This window comes from Paenibacillus sp. 2TAB23, assembly GCF_052115165.1.
Lineage (GTDB): Bacteria > Bacillota > Bacilli > Paenibacillales > Paenibacillaceae > Pristimantibacillus.
In genome coordinates this window covers 252,151-274,269 of the sequence record NZ_JBFRGD010000006.1, presented here as the reverse complement: position 1 = coordinate 274,269, position 22,119 = coordinate 252,151, and the positions used below count along the sequence as shown (strand labels likewise).

The 22,119-nt window shown below is 46.7% G+C and carries 13 protein-coding genes and 1 pseudogene; 12 read left to right on the top strand and 2 right to left on the bottom strand.

Annotated elements, in window-relative coordinates:
- Positions 1 to 13: 13 nt before the first annotated feature.
- The 11 genes and pseudogenes from AB4Z29_RS11910 to AB4Z29_RS11860 all read left to right on the top strand — a co-directional run.
- On the top strand, positions 14 to 616 hold the full coding sequence (locus AB4Z29_RS11910; protein ID WP_441943263.1) for an SGNH/GDSL hydrolase family protein: 603 nt from the start codon (positions 14 to 16) through the stop codon (positions 614 to 616).
- A 138-nt stretch (positions 617 to 754) separates the two neighbouring features.
- Positions 755 to 2,536 (top strand): sensor histidine kinase, encoded by a 1,782-nt coding sequence (locus tag AB4Z29_RS11905; RefSeq protein ID WP_441943262.1) that lies wholly within the window; start codon positions 755 to 757, stop codon positions 2,534 to 2,536.
- Between the two features lie 7 nt (positions 2,537 to 2,543).
- Positions 2,544 to 4,061: a response regulator transcription factor gene (locus AB4Z29_RS11900; RefSeq protein WP_441943261.1), complete on the top strand. Its 1,518-nt coding sequence runs from the start codon at positions 2,544 to 2,546 to the stop codon at positions 4,059 to 4,061.
- A gap of 69 nt (positions 4,062 to 4,130) precedes the next feature.
- Positions 4,131 to 6,272, top strand: coding sequence for a glycoside hydrolase family 36 protein (locus AB4Z29_RS11895; RefSeq protein WP_441943260.1), 2,142 nt, complete (start codon positions 4,131 to 4,133; stop codon positions 6,270 to 6,272).
- A gap of 3 nt (positions 6,273 to 6,275) precedes the next feature.
- Positions 6,276 to 9,065 (top strand): hypothetical protein, encoded by a 2,790-nt coding sequence (locus AB4Z29_RS11890; RefSeq protein ID WP_441943259.1) that lies wholly within the window; start codon positions 6,276 to 6,278, stop codon positions 9,063 to 9,065.
- Between the two features lie 179 nt (positions 9,066 to 9,244).
- On the top strand, positions 9,245 to 11,089 hold the full coding sequence (locus AB4Z29_RS11885) for a right-handed parallel beta-helix repeat-containing protein (RefSeq protein ID WP_441943258.1): 1,845 nt from the start codon (positions 9,245 to 9,247) through the stop codon (positions 11,087 to 11,089).
- The gene (locus AB4Z29_RS11880; RefSeq protein WP_441943257.1) at positions 11,079 to 12,023 is read left to right on the top strand and encodes an ABC transporter permease; all 945 of its coding nucleotides are present in this window, start codon (positions 11,079 to 11,081) and stop codon (positions 12,021 to 12,023) included. Before AB4Z29_RS11885 ends, AB4Z29_RS11880 begins: the two co-directional genes overlap by 11 nt.
- Before the next feature lie 12 nt (positions 12,024 to 12,035).
- Entirely contained in the window at positions 12,036 to 12,914 is an 879-nt protein-coding gene (locus tag AB4Z29_RS11875) for a carbohydrate ABC transporter permease (RefSeq protein WP_441943256.1), read from the top strand.
- A 54-nt stretch (positions 12,915 to 12,968) separates the two neighbouring features.
- The gene (locus tag AB4Z29_RS11870; protein ID WP_441943255.1) at positions 12,969 to 14,573 is read left to right on the top strand and encodes an extracellular solute-binding protein; all 1,605 of its coding nucleotides are present in this window, start codon (positions 12,969 to 12,971) and stop codon (positions 14,571 to 14,573) included.
- Between the two features lie 119 nt (positions 14,574 to 14,692).
- Entirely contained in the window at positions 14,693 to 15,640 is a 948-nt protein-coding gene (locus tag AB4Z29_RS11865) for a glycoside hydrolase family 43 protein (RefSeq protein ID WP_441943254.1), read from the top strand.
- A 78-nt stretch (positions 15,641 to 15,718) separates the two neighbouring features.
- Positions 15,719 to 16,087, top strand: a pseudogene (locus AB4Z29_RS11860) (sigma factor); the annotation flags it as partial.
- Positions 16,088 to 16,138: 51 nt separating this feature from the next.
- Here AB4Z29_RS11860 and AB4Z29_RS11855 read toward each other — a convergent pair.
- A complete protein-coding gene (locus AB4Z29_RS11855) occupies positions 16,139 to 17,083 on the bottom strand; it encodes a ketopantoate reductase family protein (RefSeq protein ID WP_441943253.1) in 945 nt (314 codons plus the stop codon).
- Positions 17,084 to 17,227: 144 nt separating this feature from the next.
- Between AB4Z29_RS11855 and AB4Z29_RS11850 the strand changes: the two genes are divergently transcribed.
- Entirely contained in the window at positions 17,228 to 17,818 is a 591-nt protein-coding gene (locus tag AB4Z29_RS11850; RefSeq protein WP_441943252.1) for a TetR/AcrR family transcriptional regulator, read from the top strand.
- Between the two features lie 579 nt (positions 17,819 to 18,397).
- Here AB4Z29_RS11850 and AB4Z29_RS11845 read toward each other — a convergent pair.
- Complete coding sequence (locus AB4Z29_RS11845; protein WP_441943302.1) at positions 18,398 to 21,973, bottom strand: S-layer homology domain-containing protein; 3,576 nt, start codon at positions 21,971 to 21,973, stop codon at positions 18,398 to 18,400.
- Positions 21,974 to 22,119 lie beyond the last annotated feature (146 nt).

The following is a 22,119-nucleotide window of genomic DNA, read 5'->3' as shown; positions in this document are numbered from 1 at the left end:
GGGGAGATGGCAGATGTTGCTGCAAGAAGGACAGAAAATGATTTTTATTGGCGACAGCATTACGGATTGCGGCAGAATGGATGATCTTGAACATATTGGAGGCGGATATGTACGCATCGTTCGGGACTACTTATCGATTGTACGTCCGGAAATCTCTTTGCAGGTAGTGAACCAAGGGATAAGCGGCGAGACGATATTGGATCTAAAGGCAAGGTGGAAGGAAGACGTCATCGAGTTAAAGCCCGACTGGCTGACCATATCAATTGGCATAAATGATGAATGGAAAAACGTCAGCTGCGATGATTTCAGGGATACCTACCGGGAATTATTGACTGAAACGAAAAGCAAGACGGGGTCCTCCTTGATCGTAATGGAAACGACAATCCTATCCGAAGATTCGAACGATGGGAAAAATGAGCGCCTTCTTCCCTATAATCAAATCATAAGAGAGGTCGCTGCGGAATTCGAAGCCATTCTCGTGCCTCAGTATCAGTCTTTTATGGCATACTTAAGGGAGCAACGCGGGAAAACGCTAACCGTGGATCAAGTTCACATGAATTCGACAGGGAATTTATTTATGGCGGTTAACTGGTTGAAGGCATGCGGGTTCGCATAATGAAAACGCATAAAAACACATCTGGATTCACCTCAAAACACATAGACAAAAAGATGGTATTGTGACAATATAGAGTCGTTAGCGCTTGTCCAAACAGCTGGGAAATTGTTGTTACCATCATAGGTCTCGGAGGATCTCATGCTAAAAGAACTGGTATCCTATACTAGAAAGTATAGATTAAGATTTCGCATGATCCTCACGAATATTTGCATTGCCGTTTTGCCCATTCTCCTTCTAGGGACAGTGGGCTATTTTTCTTATATTAATATTCTCAAAAAGAACGCGCTCGATAATATTAATATTTTCGTAACACAAACGAACAATCGTTTCGACGAATATTTTTACCGAATGGATCAGCTTTCAAAGTCGATTTTCTTTAACAAGAATGTTCAGGCCATCATGCTCGAAAATAAATCATGGCAGGAATCCGATATTCTGCTAAGAAATTTAAACTCGTATTTGTCACTTGAACCTGCCCTGAACTCTATTGGCATGATTAGTTTGAAAGACTTCCGTTTAGTATCCACCGGGGAACTGCTTATGCAACCGATGGTGGCTTATTTGGAGGAGATGCAAAATACGAACATGCTAAGCAATAAGCTGCAAATCTCCCCACCATTCTTAAAAGACCAAGGCATACTGGCTTTCCGAAAGGTTAAATCCGTTCTTCCATACCAATACCTGCAGGAAATTTACATAGGCGTTTTGTTATTGGATACGGAATGGATACAGCAAATATTACGCTCAGCGGATTTGTCGGATAAAGCAGAGCTTTATATTATGAACGAGAACGGCGATCTCATAGGCTCTTCGACTCATAATCCCAATTTTGAACAACGTTATGCCCAGGCTAAAATGAATGAGGATTACCAAGTCGTCGATTTTCAAATGAACGGCATTAATTACTTGTACCAATCCCTCCCGATTGAGAGCTTGGGCTGGAAGTTCGTGGCATTAATTAATGAAGATAAGCTGGTAGGAAAGGCATCTATCATTCAGTATATCGTGATTTCGGCTATAGCGATCATGGTCTTAATCGTCATCTGGGCCGCGGCCTCCTTTAATATTCGCTTGACCCATCCCATCACTAAGATGGCCGATATTTTCGATAGCGCAGCGAGCGGAGATTTGGATGCCAGGTTGAGATTCGGCTATAAGAATGAAATTACGATCATTCAGGACCACTATAACAATATGATGAATGAAATTAAGAAGCTTACGGACAATCTGCTGCATTCCCAGCAGCAGCTCTATGAAACGGAAATGGAGAAACGAATGTTTCAGTTAAATGGTCTCCAAAGCCAGATTAATTCTCATTTTCTGTATAACGTACTTCACTCGATCAGAGGCATGGCCTTATCCAACGCACGGAGGGAGGTTGCTGTCGCCATTGATAATCTCGTCTCTTATTTCCGCTATATTACGCGTACGGATGAATTTGTTCTTCTGCACAAAGAGCTTGAGCATCTGGAGCGCTACATTGATATTCAAAAAATAAGATTTGGAGAGCGGCTGCAGTTTAAAGTAATGATGGATCAGGGGCTCGGAGCCCGATCGATTGTGAAGCTCATTCTCCAGCCGCTGGTTGAAAACGCTTTATTTCATGGTCTCGAAGGAAAGACAGGACGATGGATCATTCATATCCATGCTACTGTTGATGAGGAGAATCAATTGCTGATCAAGGTGATGGATAACGGAATCGGCATGAGCGAGGAGCGTTTGATGCGCATGCAGCTAGACTTTGACAATATGAATAAGAGCTCAACCGAAACCGCAGGATTGGGACAAGGAATCGGGCTCGTCAATATTCATAAAAGAATTCAAATCTATTACGGGAAGCCCTATGGACTATCCATCAAGAGCTGGAGAAATAGGGGGACGGTTGTGACGGTCAGCGTACCACTTAAAGCGAAAGGGTGAGTGAACTTTGCATAAGCTGATCCTTGTTGATGACGAGCCGTGGATATTAAAGGATATGGAACAAATTGTGGACTGGGAAGCGCTCGGCTTCCAAATTGTAGCGAAAGTAAACGACGTACAAATGGCTGAAAGCCTATTGAAGCGCAAATCGATCGATGTCGTGATCAGCGATATTCGCATGCCAGGGAAAAGCGGCTTGGATTTATTGTCTTTCGTAAACCGCGTGTCTCCCCATACGCTGGTGGTGTTCATGAGCGCATACAGTGAATTTAGCTATGCGAAAAAAGCGCTGGAGCTTGGCTGCTTTGCCTATCTGCTCAAACCGGTCAACGAGCAGGAATTGCGGGATACGTTATCGAATTGCAGCAAGCGGTTAGCAGAACGGGATCGGGACCAGCGCGTACTACAAACTTATCACAATTCCATGCTGTTTCTGGAAACGATCGAGAATGGATTAACCGAACAGCAAGTCTATCAGTTAAAAGGTTTGAATATTGAAATGGGCAGCGGTATGGGATATGCCTTTGCAATCGTGAAAGGCAAAACAGCCATATCGGAGCAAGATTTGCTGAATTCGGATCGTTTGCTGCATGAACATGGCGTAACTTTTTTTCGTGCCATGGCAAGTCCGCTCAAATGGACCTATTTATTAAGCCATTCCGAGTTGGATACGAATTCGCTTAAGGCCTTCTATAAACGCGTACTAATCATGGCCGCAGAGCTTCAATGGGATGTAGGAGTAAGTCTGTCGAACGACTTCGACAGTCAAATCGCGAAATATTACAACCAGGCGACTATGATGGCTGACACCTCAACTTTAAACCGCAGGATAGGCGTTTACCGCTATAGGCCAAGAGTAAACGCGGCATTGCCGTCTATTATGGAGCGGATAGGCAAAGCAACGAAGCTTGAGCATCTGGAAGCGGTGTTATTTGACGTGCATAAAGGAATGGCCAAAGATCGCATTCATTTAAATGGGCTTGCTGAAATTTATAATTTTTTTGTCGTGGTGATCAAGAACTTCTCTTCCTCGACCCAATCATTCGCTGAAGACTCCATTACCGTCCAGGATCTGGTCCTACACTACGGCAATCCCCATGATTTGCTTGTACAGATGAGGCTGTTAATTGACGAGCATAAGAAGAAACCGTCGGAGTTAACGACCTTTCCAATCGTTGACGAGATTATCAAGGATATCGAACGACGGTATGCACACAAAATATCTCTCAAAGAATTTGCCCAGCAGTACTTTATTAGCCCCAACTACCTCAGTCATCTCTTTAAACAGGAGAAGGGCCAAAGCTTTATCCATTTCCTCATTCAGAAAAGGCTGGATGCGGCTATTGAGTTATTGAAAGAGGACATATCTCTATATGATGTCGGAAAATTGGTTGGGTACGAAGATTATGCCCATTTCAGCAAGCTATTCAAAAAACATCTGGGACAATCGCCGCTAGAATACAAACAGCGCTTCGACAATAAAAACATCGTACACAAGAAACCACAACCCAATCTCTTTGATTAACACATAGAAATGCCATCGAGCCCGTGTCACAATGAGAACCATCAATCAAGAATAGAGGGTGAATGAAAAGTGACAAGGGCCTATGGTGTCGAGAAGGATACGACGGAAGTGCTGAATTGGATTAGCTTATGCGAAAATGGAATTTATTTAGAGATTCAGATTGCCGAATGCGGAGCTGTCCGGCTGGTTCATTTATCTCCCTTCCCAGCGAATGAAGAGGTACGAGGAACAGAGGAGGAACGGGGACCGCGCCGAATCGTCGAACTGCAAGTGACGGGCGAGGATCGGAACGATCATCATGCCTCCAAATATACGGGGACCATGCCGGGAGGGAGACTGAAGTACGATAGCCATAGAGATTTCTATAACGAAAGCGGAAGAAAGCTTGAAGTGGTTATGGAAGATAGGGGTATGTGGGTAACGGTACACTATCAATTTTACAATGATATCCCTGTCATCCGAGCTTGGACGGAGGTCGTTAATCAGAGTTTGAATGCCATTTCGATGGAATACGTTTCTTCGTTTACGCTTACCGGTATCTCCGGCGGAGGCAGCAGATCCTGGGAAGCTAAAAGTCGGCTTCATGTTGCTCATAATGCTTGGCACGGAGAGCTGCAGTGGAGAGGTTATAGGCTACCCGAGTTAGGTTTAACGAAAGTAAATGATTTTTCGATCAAAAGACTTTCATTCAGCAATTCGGGTACCTGGTCTTCCGCCGATCTTCATCCAATGGGTGGATATGAAAATATGGAGGCGGGAATGGCCATGTGCTGGCAAATCGAGCATAACGGTTCTTGGCAATGGGAGATGAGCGATAAGGCCAGTGGTCAGCTCTATTTGCAATTAAGCGGCCCTACAGAGAACGAAAGCCATTGGTGGAAAAATGTCGCGCCTGGTGAAACCTTTGTCTCCGTTCCAGCGGCGATTGCGATTGTCAAAGGAGGGTTCGAACAGGGAATTGTGGAATTGACGCGTTATCGGCGAGAAATCCGTCGTTGGAACGAAGACAATGAAGGGCTTCCCGTTATTTTCAACGATTACATGAATTGTTTATTCGCTGATCCAACGACGGAGAAGATTTTACCCTTAGTCGATGCGGCTGCTTTGGCGGGTTGCGAATATTATTGCATCGATGCTGGCTGGTATGCGGATGGCGAATGGTGGAGCAATGTAGGGCTTTGGCAACCGTCACAAAGGCGTTTCCCAGGCGGATTGCAGGAGGTGCTGGGCTACATTCGGGCGAAAGGCTTAATCCCGGGACTTTGGCTGGAACTTGAAGTTATGGGCATCCATTGCCCCTTGGCACAGCAAGTGCCGGATGAATGGTTTTTCATGCGACATGGCAAGCGGGTGATTGATCACGGCAGGTATCAATTGGATTATCGACATCCCGAGGTCATTCAATATGCAGATGAAGTGATTGACCGTCTAGTGACAGAGTACAAGGTCGGTTATATCAAAATGGACTATAACATTAATGCAGGCATCGGTACGGAGGTTAACGCCGACAGCTTCGGCGAAGGCTTGCTTCAGCATAACCGTGCCTACCTGCGCTGGCTTGATAGCGTATTTGCCCGTTATCCGGATTTGGTCATCGAGAATTGCGGGAGCGGCGGTTTGCGTATGGATTATGCTTTGCTCGCCAGGCACAGCGTGCAGTCGATTAGCGATCAAACGGATTACCGCAAGTTTGCGGCGATATCAGCTGCTGCTCCTACGGCGCTTACTCCAGAGCAATCCGCTGCTTGGTCATATCCGCTGAAAGACGGAGACCGGGAAGAGGTCATCTTTAACATGGTGAACGGCATGTTAATGCGAATTCATCAGAGCGGGCACTTGTCGGAAATTTCTTCGGATCGTTTTGAATTGATTCGCGAGGGGATTGCTTATTACAAGAGTATCCGGGCATTCATTCCGAAGGCTCTTCCGTTTTGGCCGATTGGCTTGCCTAAGCACGGCGATCATTGGCTTAGCCTTGGACTTAGATGCGGTGAGAAGGCTTATGTGGCGGTATGGAGATTGGAAGGCGGAGCGAGTGAAGCGAGATTTCCGATTCCGGATTGTGACGGCAAGAAAGTAACGGTTCGATGTGGGTTTCCCCATAATGAGACCGTTAGTTGCAGCTGGAATCAGCTTGAAAATGCATTAGTTGTTACACTTCCATCAGAATTTACGGCTCGCCTGTATGAACTGCACATTGAGGAGGAGTAGCCAATGGCCAAAAAGTGTGTCTTTGTTGCATGGATATTCGTTATAGCCATGATTGTCTTCGTTTATAATGACAGGGCTTACGCAGCGGGTACGACCTATTATGTAAGCAGTTCAACGGGCAATGATCATAATAACGGGACGAGCGCAGGCACTCCTTGGAAAACTTTGGCTAAAATTTCCAACCTCACGTTTAATCCTGGCGATAAAATATTATTAAAATCAGGCGATACTTGGAACGAAAGCGTTTCCTTGAATGGTTCGGGAACGGCTCTGCTTCCGATCCAAATGACTGCCTATGGCAGCGGGAGAAAACCCATCATTCGATCTTCGGCCCCCGCTGTGGTGAGCCTAACGAATGTGAGCGGATGGACCATAGCGGGATTAGATATCGAGTGTACAACGACGAATGCGCTAACTAGCCCAACTACAACGAACAGAGCGATCGTCATTACTTATAATGCGGAAGGGACCTGGTCCAATATCACAATAGAGGGGAACCGGGTTCGTGGCTCTGGAATCAACAGCAATTCGGAGGGCATTCTGATTACGGCGATTTATCCGACAAACAAGCATAGCGAAGTCGCGCGAAATATCGTTATTAGCCATAATGAAATCTATATGCTCGGTTGGAGAGCGATCGGAGTTGCCGGATGGGATAGCACGTTGTCGGACAATCTTAAAAGCTCCGCGTTATTCCGCAATGTGAAGGTTCACAGCAATGTAGCATACCAGCTTGGAAACCAAGGAATCGTCATCGGGAATTCGAATCATAGCACGATAAAATGGAACCTCGTACATGATGCCGGACAATATGCCGGAACAGGGGTCACCTGGGGACCGGGAGGTATTTGGCCAGTCGCAAGCTCGTACGTTGATGTCATGTTTAACGAGGTCTACAATATGTCCGACAGCAACACGGGGCATGATGCTTCCGGATTAAACATTGATTGGTCTAATGAATATGTCAACGTTCAATATAATTACGCTCATGCTAATAAAGGCAACGGCGTGACGACGATGGCGAACATTAATTCGAGAATCACTGACAATAAAGTGGAGGGCAACCGCGGAGAAACCTCGATCGGAACCGGCCAAATCGCATTAAGCGACTTTACGGCGGATACGGGCAGATATTCCGGCTTAAAAAATCTCGTTGTCGCCAATAATTTAATTGTAGTGGATCAAGCGAATACGAGTGCGTTAAGCAGCAAAGATGTGTCACCCGGGGACGCTTGGTCGGGAGATTCGTTCCAGAATAATCGGATCGTCATGGCGAACGGAATTTCGGGAACTTCAGTTTATAAAATCGGGTTAAGCGCACCGCTTGATCTTGTCAATGACAATCGATTCTATCAGGCAAGCGGGACAGCATTTCAAGCTGAAAGGTTTGGAGTCAGCTACAGCTCCATAGCGGCATGGAGAAGCGCCTCCGGATTCGATCTAGGCAGCACCATCTCCGCATTGGATGCTGTGGCACCGAGCAATCCGTCCGGGGGATCAGCAACCTGGAATAGCGGAAGCTTAGGCATATTGTTATCTTGGACGGCAGCTACTGATACGGGTTCAGGAGTTCATCACTACAATATTTACCGTTCAACGACTCCAAGCTTTACGCCTGCCTACAGCAATATGGTTGGAGAATCAACGACCGCAAGCTTTACCGACCGGCAAGAGCTTCAAAGCGGCACAGCCTATTATTATTTGATTGAGGCCGAAGACAACAATGGAAATGTTAGCTCAGGCACAACGTCGGCAGGCGCGACCAGCGGAACCATTCCAGCATCCGCAAGAAAGTATGAAGCGGTTAAGGACGTCGGGGCGATCTCGCAGGGGCCGGTTTGGTACTATCACAAATGGAATGGCACGACATATACGCCATTGGCCAATTACTACGCGCCATGGAGAATGTGGCGGGACGGGGCATCTTTCTTAAGCGCAGGGGAAAATCTGCAATCGCCAGATGGCAGCGATTCTGTCAGAACATGGTTAGCGCCAGAGGATGGTGAAATTACGCTCTCGTCAAACGAAGCCATTTACCTGTTGAACACGGGAGCGGGAGCAGATGGCGTAAACGTTAAAATTTTGAAAAACAACGCGCAAATTTGGCCGGCGAGCGGCTGGCAGCAGGTCATCTACGGAACGGCAGCATCTGCCCCCACAATAACGCTTGATGTGATCAAGGGCGATGCGATACGTTTTATTGTGAATCAGAACGCGAACAATTTGTACGATACGGTCTATTGGAATCCTATCGTAAGCTATTGTTCCATTTACTTATTATTCGAAAATTTCGAGAGCACAGCAGGAAGATGGACCGTGCAATCGGGCAACTGGTCGGTTGTGACGGATAGCGGCAGCAAGAAATACAGGCAGACGGACTATTCAGGCAGCCTTGCAACGGCAGGGATCGACTCGTGGAGCAACTACACGTTAGCTAGCGATATTCAAATAAGCAATACCGCGGGAAGCGGCGGTTTTGCGAATCTGGTATTTCGTCTAACGGATGCAAATCATAAATATTTTGTTTATATCAGCAATATGCATGGGATTGCGATCAAGAAAACGATAGCGGGAACCCAGACGGTGCTGGCGTCGAAAGGCTATACGATTAATGTCGGGACGACTTATCGCGTATCGGTTGAAGCTATCGGCAATCGAATGGACATGTATGTGGACGGCGTTCTGCAATTAAGCGCAACAGATCCTGCTTATACATTCAGCAAGGGGAAGGTGGGGTTAGAAACGTATAATGCGACTGTGCTATACGATAACGTTATACTCATGGAGCAATAGGGATGCAGGACGCCTCGATCACCGATCGGGGCATTTTTTTGTATAAACGTTCTTAAAACATCGTAACAAACTACAACCAATGTTCAATACTCAGCACATATGAAGGGAAGGCCGTCTATGGCACAATCAATATAGCAAGAGGGTTATAACAGACGTAGATAGAGAGAGGAGGCAGGTGAGTGGAGCGCGTAAAAAATGACGATACAGCCGTGAGCATGCCTGAAATCTCAATCCGTGCTCCGGAATGGAGTGGATATACGAGAGTTAGCGTCGCTGATTTCGGTGCTAGATCCGAGGAAGGGTATTGTAACGGAAACGCCTTTCAGAATGCCATTGAGTATTGCAAACGGGAACGATCGTCCGAGCTTGTCGTTCCTTCGGGAATATATCGATTTTATAATGGCAATCATCCCGTATTTGAAGGGATGCACGATTTTCAGTTCGATGGTGGGGGCTCTGAATTCATCTTTTCTACGGTGGAAGCCTTTTTTACGATAACCAATTGCGTTCGGACCCAATTCAAAAATTTCACTGTCGATTGGGACTGGGAAAGCGGGCAATTGGCAAGCATCGGACAAGTGCGGGAAGTGGCCGCAAACCGTACGTATTTCGATCTCCATTTTCCAGAGTATGCGCAAGCGCCGGACGATCTGAACATACGGACCTTAAACGCGATGAACCCGCTGATCTTATCGGCAGGCTGCGAGTTAGGTCGCGAATTCCACGAAAACCATTTCCGGAACATAAGTCGCCAGGATCTTAATACGTTCCGAATCGCATTATCGAATCCCGAGGACTTTCGCTTTCTGAATCCAGGGCAAACTTACATCGTTCGTCATTACGTTTATGACGCGAACGCTTTCGAACTTAAAAGCAATCAGCATCTGCAAATCGAGCATGTAACGGTCTATTCCGCGCCAGGGCATGCTTTCGTGGCGTCAGGGGATCAACGGCATTGGGCGCTGCGGCATTGCAGAATTGTAAAACGGCCAGGCACGACGCGTTGTATTTCCGTCACGGCAGATGGCTGCCATATCAGTAATTCTCTAGGTTACTTTAGGATTGAGAACTGTGATTTCAGCTACAACGGCGACGATTGCCTGAACATTCACGATAATTCAGTCCAGGGCTTCAAGCGAATCGATGATCGGACCGTAAGCCTAAATCGTGTGCTAGCATGGCGTAATTCCTTTGCGATAGGGGACGATATCGAGTTTCGCAACGAAGATTTGTCTCCTACCCGGATCATGAAGCGCATTGCTGGCGTGGAATGGAATAAAGAGCATAACGCCTGCACGCTTGCCTTTGAACAACCGATCCCTGCGGAGGTTTCGGAAAGCGCAATCCTTTTTAACCGGAGATATGATTCCGGCAACTATATCGTTCGCCATAATTTCTTCCATCATAACCGCGCAAGAGGGATATTGCTGCATTCCGGCAACGGCTTGGTGGAGAACAACCATTTCTTCATGAATCAAGGGCCAGCGATCCAGATCGAGTGCGGTTCCGAGTCTCGCTGGTCGGAAGGATTTGGAGTAAGCAATCTGCGTATCCGCAATAATCTCATTGACAGCTGCGATGTGAATCACTGGAACATGGCCGTTATTTACATGGGGGTATATCTTGCCAGCGGGAGAACGCAATATCCGATCTTTGACCGGGTGTGGATCGAGAATAATACCATTATCAATTGCCCGCAGCAAGCGGTTTATGCTTCATCCTGCAGCAGGGTATATATCCGCCATAATGCCATTTTGAATTCGAATGCGGGGAGGCTCAAAGCGGCTGCCGATGGAGACGAGAATGGCGTGCTCCACCCTGAATATTATCAGGGAAGTTTAATGGCAAGCCATTGTAACGAGGTTTGGATTGAGAACAATAGAAGATTGTGCACGGTTGCTACAACAGAGKATCGTATTTATATTGATGATGCAACTAGCACGAATGTGAATGTGCTTCATAACATCGGATTCCATCAAGACGACAGCCGGTTGAGGCTGCAGAAGAAAACGGGTGAGCGATAATATGGCGACAATTGGGGCAAGTGCCGGAACGGGTAAGGATGTGCGCAGAAGAATAGTCAAATATAAAATGCTGTATCTCATGCTGCTTCCCGCCGTTGCGTTTTTAATTATATTTAGTTACATCCCCATGTACGGTGCATCGATCGCATTTAAAGAATTTTGGATTACGAAAGGCATTTTAGGCAGTCCATGGGTAGGGTTCAAGCACTTCGAACAAATCTTCGCGACCGATAAGTTTTGGCAGGTTTTTACCAACACGATTGAAATCAATATCATGCGGCTCTTGTTTGGATTTCCTGCTCCGATTATTCTGGCTATTCTTTTAAATGAAGTCAGGCACAGGATCTTCAAACGGTCGATTCAAACGATTATTTATTTGCCCCACTTCATCTCGTGGGTAACGATCTCGGGCATCTTGTTCGCGCTATTGTCGAATGAGGGCCTGGTCAATAGCATTGTTGTTCTGTTTGGCGGAGATCCGGTTAATTTCTTGACAAGCAACAGCATGTTTCGACCGCTATTGGTCATTTCTGGCATTTGGAAGGAAGTCGGATGGGGAACGATCATTTTCCTGGCGGCATTGTCCGGTGTCAATCCGGATTTGTACGAGGCATCCGTGATCGATGGCGCCAACCGCTGGAAGCAGATCGTTCACATTACGCTGCCAAGCTTGCTGCCGATCATATCCATTTTGTTAATATTGAATTTTGGCAGCATGATGAGCGGTGGTTTCGACCAAGTGTTTAATATGTACAACCCCATGGTATATGAAAGCGGCGACGTTATCGATACCTACGTTTACCGGATCGGGCTGACGCAAGGGCAGTATAGCATGGCAACCGCAATCGGGTTATTCCTAAACGTCATCAATTTTGTACTTCTTATCGCTGTAAACAGCGCGGCTAAAAAAATGAACGGACATGGCATTTACTGAGGTGATTGAATAATGGTGCGATCTACGAGCGTTTCTGGCAAAATATTTGATATACTTAACATCGGTTTCTTAGTTTTCATGGCTTGCATTATGCTTTACCCGTTCTGGCATGTACTTGTGGGATCCGTACTGCCGTATGAGGAAGCCGTGAAGACGAGCTTCAATATCCTTCCGCGAAGCATTTCCTTTGAAGCTTATGAATACGTTTTCTCGAAAAATACGATTCTGATGTCGGTTGTAGTTTCCGTATTCGTTACGGTGATTGGTACGCTATACCAGCTACTGATTACGTCGATTGCGGCATATCCGTTGACGAAACAAGATCTTCCGGGCAGAACGGCTATCTTTCTCTTTATCATATTCACGATGTTTTTTGGCGGGGGGCTCATTCCTTACTACTTGCTAATTAAGAGTCTTGGGATGGTAAATAGTTTGGCCGTTATGATCATTCCGGCAGCGTTAAGCACGTATAACTTGATCGTGCTCAAAACATTTTTTCAAAATATCCCCATTGATCTGGAGGAATCGGCTAAGATCGACGGGGCTGGTTATATGAGAGTGTTCTTCCAGATCATCATCCCCTTATCGTTCCCGGCGCTGGCAACAATCGCATTATTTATCGCCGTGGGGCAATGGAACAATTGGTACGTTCCGATGCTGTTTCTTAACGACAAGGAACTATGGCCGTTAGCGATGGTGTTAAGGGACGTACTGATTAATAACAATATGGAATTGACCCGCAGCGGCAGCTTCGTAAGCAAAGATTTTATGCTGGGGGACACCATTAAGAATGCCATTGTGATGGTTTCCGTTATTCCTATCATCATTGTTTATCCTTTCATTCAGAAGCACTTTGTGAAAGGGGTGATGATTGGATCAATCAAGAGTTGACAGTCAGATCACTAGCATACATTCATTTTTCATTAAAGGGGAGCAGTGAACAACATGTTGAATGGAAAGAAAGGCCTCATGTTATGTCTTGCAATGGTGTTGTTATTCGTTGGGGTGATTGCAGGATGCGGAAATAATAATGAGAAAAGCGAAGCGGGTGAGTCTTCTCCGTCTACAAGCGAAGAAAATCCTGATTCCGAACCCGTTGTTGAAAATGCAAAACCTGTTGAATTATCCGTGTTTAGTTGGATGTTCGAGGGGGCTGATTCGCAGGACTCTCAAATCTATAAGCATTTGCAGGAAAAGCTCAATATCCGTTTAAAGGTAATTACGGCTTCATGGAATGACTGGGAAGAGAAGCTGAACGTGATGATTGCTTCCGGAGAGATGCCCGATGTATTTGTCTCCTATGGCATTGACCGACCGGTTCAATACCGTCAGTGGATTAAAGAGGGCATGCTCCTTCCGCTTTCGGATTACTCAGAGCAGTATCCGAATATGAAAGCGTCACTAGCGAACTTTGAGCATTTAGCTAAAACGACCGACAACAAGCATTATGCGCTTCCTATATTCAATGAATCCGGCAGCGGAAAGATGGCGGTCAGCGGGCACAATATTCTGATTCGCAAGGATTGGCTGGATAAGCTAAACCTACAAATGCCAAAGACGATCGATGAGTTCTATGCGGTTGCCAAGGCCTTTACCGAAGGTGACCCTGACGGCAATAACAAGAAGGATACGTACGGTTATTCCTCCAGTGCCGGAGGGATTTGGTGGCAGTATCCGTTATTCAACGCTTTCGACACGAGCACCGATAGGTGGGAGAAGAAAGATGGGCAATGGGTACCGGAGGTTATTTCCGATGAAACGAGAGACGGGCTTGTTCYTCTAAATCAGCTGTACAAGGAAAAAATACTTGATCCTGAATTTATGTTGAATACGGACGATCAGAAAATCGAGAAATTTATCACAGGTAAAGTCGGTATCATGATTCATAACGCAAATGCTACCTTCTATAATGATTTTTATGACAAGTTCGAGCAGGCATATCCCGATGCCGATCCGAAGTCGATTTTCACATGGGTAGGCACCTTGGTAGGGAAAACGGGGGCTCAACGGATGGACGGCTTCAATAACTTCTGGGCAGAAACGTCTGTTAATGCCAGCATCTCGGATGAGAAAAAGAAAAAATCATTGGAGCTGTTGGACTACCTGCTCTCAAGTGAAGGGCAGCAGCTGATGATGAACGGCATTGAAGGGGTCCACTACAGCAAAGACGGAGATAAAATCACCCCCCTCATGACGGATGAAGAAAAGGGCAAAGACAAAGCCTTTTCCTTAAAAGCATTGGTTTCATGGAATTCGGACTTCCTCGCCGACAGTACGCCTAATAAAGAGGACATTGTCGCAATGGCAAAATCGACAGGCGATTTCGCCGTTCCGAATCCGTTAGCCTATTTAAACATTAGTCCAGAGGAACTCGATCCGAGTATTCCAAGCCAGCTGAATGATTTGGTAAATGAAAAATTCGTAAAAATCATTGTGGAATCCAAGGACGTTTCTGCGGATTTCTCTTCCTTCAAGGAAGAGTGGCTGTCTAAAGGCGGTACGAAAGTGATTGAAGTAACGAATAAGCAAGCGCAAGCGGAAGGTCGCTAAATCCGCGAGAAAGCTCGTTTAGGGTAGGAAGAGACCTTGCTGGAGCCAAGTTTATCAGCAAGGTCTCTTTAATAGGGCGTAGGTTGCCTATTTCAAAGCGAAGAATTGAGGTGGTTGAAATGACAAAGTATGAGGATTTTCAGCCAGGCGAATTGTGGTTGGATACGAAAGGAAAGCCTATTCAGGCGCATGGCGGCAGCATATTATTCGATAACGGGATGTATTACTGGTATGGAGAAAATAAAGACGGCCCAAACAGGATAAGTCAAATCGGTATTCAGCGCGTGGACGTCATTGGCATATCCTGCTACTCTTCAAGCGATTTATATAACTGGACCTTCGAAGGCATTGTGCTGCCTGCGGTTTCCGATGATCCGAGACATGACCTTCATCCGTCCAAAGTAGCGGAACGCCCGAAGGTACTGAAAAACGATCGGACTGGCCAATACGTCATGTGGCTTCATATGGATAGCGAGGACTATACGCTGGCTAAAACCGGTGTGGCCATAAGCGACCATCCGGCAGGACCCTTTGCATATTTGGGAAGCAAGCGTCCTAACGACGTCGATTGTCGGGATATGACATTATTTAAAGACGACGATGGAACGGCGTATTTAATTCATTCGTCTGACTGGAACAAAACCCTGGTCATATCGAGGTTAACGGATGATTATACCGATTTGAATGGCGAGTTTACGAAAGCGTTCATTGATCAGTCCCGGGAAGCGCCGGCGGTGTTTAAACATGCGGGGAGATATTACTTGCTTTCCTCGGGTTGCACGGGGTGGTATCCCAATGCGACTCTCGTTGCGGAGTCGAATCGGATGATGGGGCGGTGGGAGCTCAAGGATAATCCGTTAAGCGGACGTAATGCTCGGAAATCGTTTTATGCGCAGAGTACGTATGTGTTTCCTGTCCAAGGTTTAGAGAACAGCTTTATATTTATGGCTGACCGATGGCTGCCGGAGGAGCTTGCTCGTTCCAGATATGTATGGCTTCCTATCACCTTTGTGGACGATGGGATAGAAATTAAGTGGGCGGATCGCTGGGATTTGAACTATTTTTAAAATGAATATATGCATTAAGGCCGTTCCTTAGTAGGAGCGGCCTTAAGTTATGAGCTGAATTAGTCGATCCCCTTCTAAATGACATCAGGTTATGTTCACATAGTCAAAAAATTCGACAATACCGGGGAGGATCTCGAGGATTTGATCTCGATCGGGACGATTGGATTGATTATGGTGATCGAGAGCTTTCAAACGAGAAAAGGCACGAAGCTCGCGACATTCGCGGCTCGCTGTATTGAGAACGAAATACTTATGCATCTGCGCTCATGGAAGAAAACTCGAAAGGACGTTTCTTTGCATGATCCAATTGGTACGGATAAGAAAGGCAATGAGATTACGTTGATCGATATCCTCGGCACGGAGGCTGATGATATCGTGGATAAGGTGCAGCAGAAGATTGAGAAGAGCAAGATATATAAGAATTTGGATATACTCGATGATCGGGAATAAATAGTGTAGGAATAGAAACGGCAAAGTCAGGCCTAAGAAATCTTCTGTTTATGATATGGAATTTTCAATAGCTTTGTGTTGTTCATTGTTTTCAATTGCCAAAGAAAGACGTGGTAAAGGTATACCTAACTTTTTTGCTTCTCTCACAACTTCAAGTACCGCAAAACCTGCTTTACTTTTGTTGTATTCGATGAAAAGTCGTGGTAAGCTGCCCTTTGCAAAAATAAACTTGTTAAAAAGCGTACCGAGAAGTGCTGGTGGAATCTTAGTTAACAGTAGAGAAATCGTATCAATCTTTGCACCTCTTGCTTTAAGTACAGGGGTAATTTCCCTCATATTCTTACCAAGATTTGCGAATGAGTCACTATGATTCAAGAGTGCTGGAAAACTTCCCCGTTTTAACACCTCGGTCTCAATAGCCGCATTCATTGCAAAGTGATTCCATAGCCAGTTTTGCATATCCTTTATCCAACTAATTTTAAAATGGGCACTTTCAAATAGTTCTTTGACCTTGTTGTTAATATGTTCAGTGCCTTCCCGTGGTTTTTCCAGAAACAGCATTTTCAAAAAGCCACCTCTAAGCCTATTGTCCGCGATGCCGCCGCCTCCTCCTGGGAACCCAAAGACAACATTGTTCATAGACAATGGTGAGATCGATGATTTCAAATCTTGCCAGACGTTATTGAATATTAGGACAGGGGTGTTTCCAGCAGCAGTCGATAGTAATTGAGCTGCTTTTGGAAGTTGTTCCGTGTTGACACTCACAATAATGAGATCATAATTTGGGCTCATCTCCTCATGCAGTTTGACGTTCCAGCTTTCTTTTATTAGCTGTTTCCCTCTTCGTGCGTCCCACATTTCAAGTTCTATATTGCTTCCGAAGGTTTCTTTTCTCCCTTTTCTAACGTAAAACTCAACTGTATGCCCTGCCTTTTCAAAAGCCCAAGCATATTGGGTCGATATTACACCTCTACCGAAGAATAAAATTCTCATATTGCCTCCTAAAAATATATAATAATCCTTGTTAATGATCAAACAACGTGTTGTATAATGTTATTGTATAGATTCACTATACGGTCATCAACCATCAGATTTTTAATATCTGTCGTATAATCGATTGAATAATGGAGGCAAATAATGAATAAGCAACCTGAAATTACGGACAAAACAAGGCAAACATTTATAAATGTATTCTGTGATTTATATAGCCAAAAACCAATTGAAAAAATATCCATTCAAGAGATTGCTAACCAATCAGGATATAATCGCAGTACTTTTTATCAATACTTTACGGATATCTATGAGTTGTTGGACTGCGTTGAAGAGCGTGTCTTGAAATCCATTAACGAGGAGATGGCAGGCAGAGAGTTTTCTACACATACTTTCCAAGATGCACTTCAATGCTTGGAAAATGCAGAGGAAATTTCAGTTCTTAAAGCCCTCTTGGGCGACTATGGTTCTGTTCATTTTGTTGAACGCCTGAAAAGAGAGATTCCCTTTGAGAGATTGATTGTGGACTTTCCAACAAATGATGACTTAGCACCATACATAATTGAGTTTTACATATCAACATTAATATCTATGTTTCGCCTTTGGATACGCAACGGCAAAGATCTATCGTCGGAAGAATTGGTCAAGTTGATAGATAGCCTATTTGCAAATGGGATAACACCGTATCATATCTTTGGCACGATCAATCCGCAGCGTCCTGGTTCGAATAAAAAGTAAGGGGACGAGAAGAAAGAGAATGAGGAATTTTAATATCGGCTTATCCTGCCATTGGGCGGGTATCATTGGCGCATTCTTGATATACAGGGCAATACGGCCTTGATTTTAACTGAACACATGATCGAACAGCACTTCTATATTACTGACAATGAAAAAATACAGTGAGCGGCAGTATGAGTTGATTTTATCTATCAAATGGCAAAATAAATAAATTGCGAAACCCGCCCATGTGGAGTGCTGTGTGTTGGCTTGGGCAACAGGGTTCGGACTTCTTGTACAACTTTGGAGTCCTTACTATTAAAGAAAGCTAGACTCCACACGATTGACTATGGGATACAAAGGGTTTTATGAATGAATTGAAGTCGTATCCAAAAAATAGGAGTTGGCTTTGGCTGCCTTCGTTAAATTTGTATCGACTGCGACACCCAAGTGATAATGAAACAGGCATAGACCAAAGAACTACGCTACTGTTGTGTGTTTAGCAGCATCAGACTGGAGATTTTCATTGTAAAATAGAAGGAAACCCTTCCGGTTGGATATTGTCCAGCCGGAAGGGTCCGCATTTTTCTGTTTACGCTTTTACTTAGCCAGATATTCGACGAACCTTGTAAAGATAGTAGCTACTTCGGCGCGGGTGCCGGTGGCTTGGGGGTCAAAGAGGTTGTCCGGCTTGCCTAATACAATGCCGATTCCCCGCAGCGCCTGAACGGCCTCCAACGCCCATGAGCTGATCTCACTCTCGTCCATGAAGGACTTAGATTGGCTTTCAGGTATCTCATAGCCCTTGTACTTCATATAGTTGTACAGTATCATCAGCATCTGCTCGCGCGTCATCGGTGAATTCGGATCAAACAGGTCAGCGTTTATACCGTTGACTATGCCGCTTTCGGCCGCCCACTCGACTGCCGCCGTGTACCACTGTCCGTCCGTCACATCGCTAAAGCGGGAACTCGTGTAGCCGGAACGGTTTACGTTCTCAAGATTGGCCAGTACCTGCACAAACATCGCACGCGTCATTGAGGTGCCCGGTGAGAACGTCGTGGACGTCGTGCCGTTGAAAAGACCGTGCGTGTAGGCTAAGTTTACGTAGCTGTAGAACCAGTTGTCCATGTTGACATCCCTGAAAGGATTGCCCGACATCACGAGAAAGCCCAGCGGGGTGTCGTCATCGAACACAAGCTCCGTACCCTCATGGATGTTCAGCGACATGCCGTTGTCTAAGCCGACACTCGCGCCGCCCGGTCCTACCACAACCGCGCCGCCGCTCTGTATTTTCGAGCCGCTGTGGATATCCACCTGGTTGCCGTTCGGCAGGTTCACATGCGCGTCTCCGCCGCCTACTGTGACCGTACCGTCGCCCGCTATCGTCGAGCCGCCCGGAATGGTCACTTTGCTGTTGCCGCCGGGTAGTGCCACTTCGGCGCTCTTGTTCGCCGGAATGGTCACTTTACCGTTTGAGTCTATAGTTGTGCCTTCGGGTACCTCAATCTTCGTCCCGCCCTTGGTCGCAATCTCGCCGCCACCGGGCAGGGTGGTATTGCCGTTTTTGTCCGTGACCGCGGGCTTATCCTTCGGTGTGTTCACTGTGTAGGTCGGCTTCGACGATCCAGCGTCTGTCCCGGTGCCCGTATTGCCGGTGTTGCCCGTATTGCCCGTATTGCCGTCAGAAGGACCGGGTACGATGGGAGTCGTCGTCGGCGTCGCCTTCGCACTTATCTCCGCGCTGTCGCCCTTCGCGCTTACCGCGATGACCTTAAAGGTGTAGTCTTGGCCGTTTGTCAGGCCCGTGAAGGTATATTCGGTCGTCGCTGCATCCAGTGTGACCGGCGTCACGTCGTTATACCAGACCTTGTAGTCCAATATCGCGCTGCGACCGTCGTCAGGATCGTCAGGAGAAGTCCAACTCAATGTGACCTGTCCATCGCCCGCCGTTGCCCTGAAGTCGCCAGGAGCACCGGGAACGTTCATTTTTCTCTGCACGAACATCCAATCAAAGACGTCTGTGTAATCATTGTCCCAAGCCGACAAGTTAGAGGACTGCGCCGTTGGAGCTATGCTCCAAGTCCCCATCGTTATCTGGTTGTAAAGCACCGCCGCTTCAACTTCATGTGCTACTTGATCACCCAGGACAGGTGTGTTGGCCGGATTCGGCCTCCAATTCGGCTGATCGAATTGATTGTAAGGCCACGTAAGAGGCTCATTGCTCTCAAAACGCGAAGCCCTCGCGTTGATCATTTTCGGCATATTGGTGTTTATGAAGGTAGTGAGGTTAGTCTGGTATCCTCCAACGTTATGTTCATTTATAAACATCCAATAGGCCAGTTCGTTGTGAACGTTGTTGGCGTTCGCGCTCGGTGAGCCGCTTACCGGAGACATAGGTGCGGCGGCCGCGAAAAAGCCGGGATAGGCATTAACTAAGCTGTTCGTATACTGGCCGCCCCATGAGAAGCCCGCCGCGTAAATACGGTTAGGGTCTACTGCACCGCTGGCAACCAAGTCGTCTATAACCATCTTAACATTGGCTGTGGAGGGAGTAGACGTGCCATTATAGGAAATATTCAGTATATGGCTGGCGTATTTGCCGGGATCTTCTTCCATTTTCTTCATCAGAGCGACTGCGCCGTTGGCGGATTTCATGGCCGCTTTTTGGTCTGTCGTAGCGCTTGTGCCGCCGCGTCCCATGCCGTGGGTATAGACATACAGCGGCAATCCTTGCAATACTTCACCGTTGTCATCCTTATGAAGGTAGAGCGCGCGATTGACCGAATTGCCCGTGGGTGTTGTAAACTTGTCAAGGATCGGATTCACAACTTTTTCCTGTTCAAAAACCACGTAGCTAAGCGGACTCCCTTCTGTCAGTACGACCGCGCCGTTTTGAACGATGCTGTAAACCTGCTTTGTCGAGTTCATGCTGCCATCCAGCGTTATCGTGCCGCCGCCAGCTGAATAAAACTCAGACTCAACTACGATGTAACGGCCGCTTTCCAGTCCGGCTTGATAATCCGGTGAATTGCTTACCGTCCCCTGATAGCCGCGCACGTTCGGTTCGTCATTGGCGTATACCCTTGTGATCTTGCGCGTCCCTGCAAAGGTCACCGAGGCGCCGTTCAGGGTCGTGTTCCTAGCCGTCACGGTAAACAAGCCCGGATTAAGCTCGGAGCCTACCGCCGACTTTCCCTCTCCCAGGTCAATGATGACAGCCGTCGTGTACTCGCCACTGGCGAAGTTGTCATTCCATACGGTAAAGGGAAGCAGCACCGCGGCCGAATCATTTTTGAATGTCACGTGAATGGTATGGTCAGCGTTAACATTTAAAAAGGTATAAGTGCCATCGAATAGAGTCGCGGCCTCGCCGTCTACCGTTACGGTATCCACAATTTTGCCGTAGTCGGGGGTAATCGTAAATTCTTTGTTTGAGTTGCTAGCTATTCTCAGAACATCGCCTGTTGCGTTCGGCGTTATTCGGCCGCCCGATCCCGCCGTGGCGGTGATTGAGAATCTGGTGTCCACTTCATTGGCTAAAATGAGCTTCAGGCTGTCTGTATATGAAGCAGCGCTGCTATAAGCCTTGTCCGGATCTCCGAAACTGGAAACGACTTCATAGCGGTCGCCGCCCGTTTGCGTCGAGTTATTGATATAAACATCAAAGGTAAAATCGCCTTCCTTCAAGGTCAAGGTTCTTTTCGGAATTCTCATCTCCACGATATATCCTGTTTCCGTGATCTGAGTCCAAGCAGCTCTGCCCGGAGCGGACTGCCCTGAAAACACGCCCGTCGCGCTGACACGCCATTGGTTTGCGCCTCCGGTTCCTGTGCCTACATAAAACTCCAGGCTATCGTACTGGTGATCTCCGCCGGCTCCCTGGTATAGATTGCTGTCCTGCACAACCACGCGGGCATACAGGTAGTCGGAGTCCCAAAGGATCCTGGCTGTGCCAGTGGCATGGGGTTTAGAGTCGCCGGGTACAGTACTTTTGTTGATGAGATGCTCCATTGTCAGAGCCCACAGTGGATCGTCTGACCCGAGTTCGGGAGTTCCGAACATGGCGGTCGGCGTTTCATTTGCCTCTGCGTTCTCGATGTTGTCAGTAGCGGCGGCAAGGCTTACAGGCATTAGCGACGCCACTATTACCAAGCAACAGAGGAACGCGAGCATTCTGCTAAATCGTTTTGACATATAATGATAATCCTCCTTAATTTTCGATCAGGTGCGCCTCCGGCTTACCCGCATCGTATTCGGACACTTGACATGCAAACGATTTATGTTTGCGCTTTCATTGTAGAGGGTAGCGTCTTTTATCA

Coding starts and splice junctions, on each gene's coding strand:
- AB4Z29_RS11910 (WP_441943263.1), top strand. CDS start 14: ATGTTGCTGCAAGAAGGACAGAAAATGATTTTTATTGGCGACAGCATT.
- AB4Z29_RS11905 (WP_441943262.1), top strand. CDS start 755: ATGCTAAAAGAACTGGTATCCTATACTAGAAAGTATAGATTAAGATTT.
- AB4Z29_RS11890 (WP_441943259.1), top strand. CDS start 6,276: ATGGCCAAAAAGTGTGTCTTTGTTGCATGGATATTCGTTATAGCCATG.
- AB4Z29_RS11875 (WP_441943256.1), top strand. CDS start 12,036: ATGGTGCGATCTACGAGCGTTTCTGGCAAAATATTTGATATACTTAAC.
- AB4Z29_RS11865 (WP_441943254.1), top strand. CDS start 14,693: ATGACAAAGTATGAGGATTTTCAGCCAGGCGAATTGTGGTTGGATACG.
- AB4Z29_RS11855 (WP_441943253.1), bottom strand. CDS start 17,083: ATGAGAATTTTATTCTTCGGTAGAGGTGTAATATCGACCCAATATGCT.
- AB4Z29_RS11850 (WP_441943252.1), top strand. CDS start 17,228: ATGAATAAGCAACCTGAAATTACGGACAAAACAAGGCAAACATTTATA.
- AB4Z29_RS11845 (WP_441943302.1), bottom strand. CDS start 21,973: ATGCTCGCGTTCCTCTGTTGCTTGGTAATAGTGGCGTCGCTAATGCCT.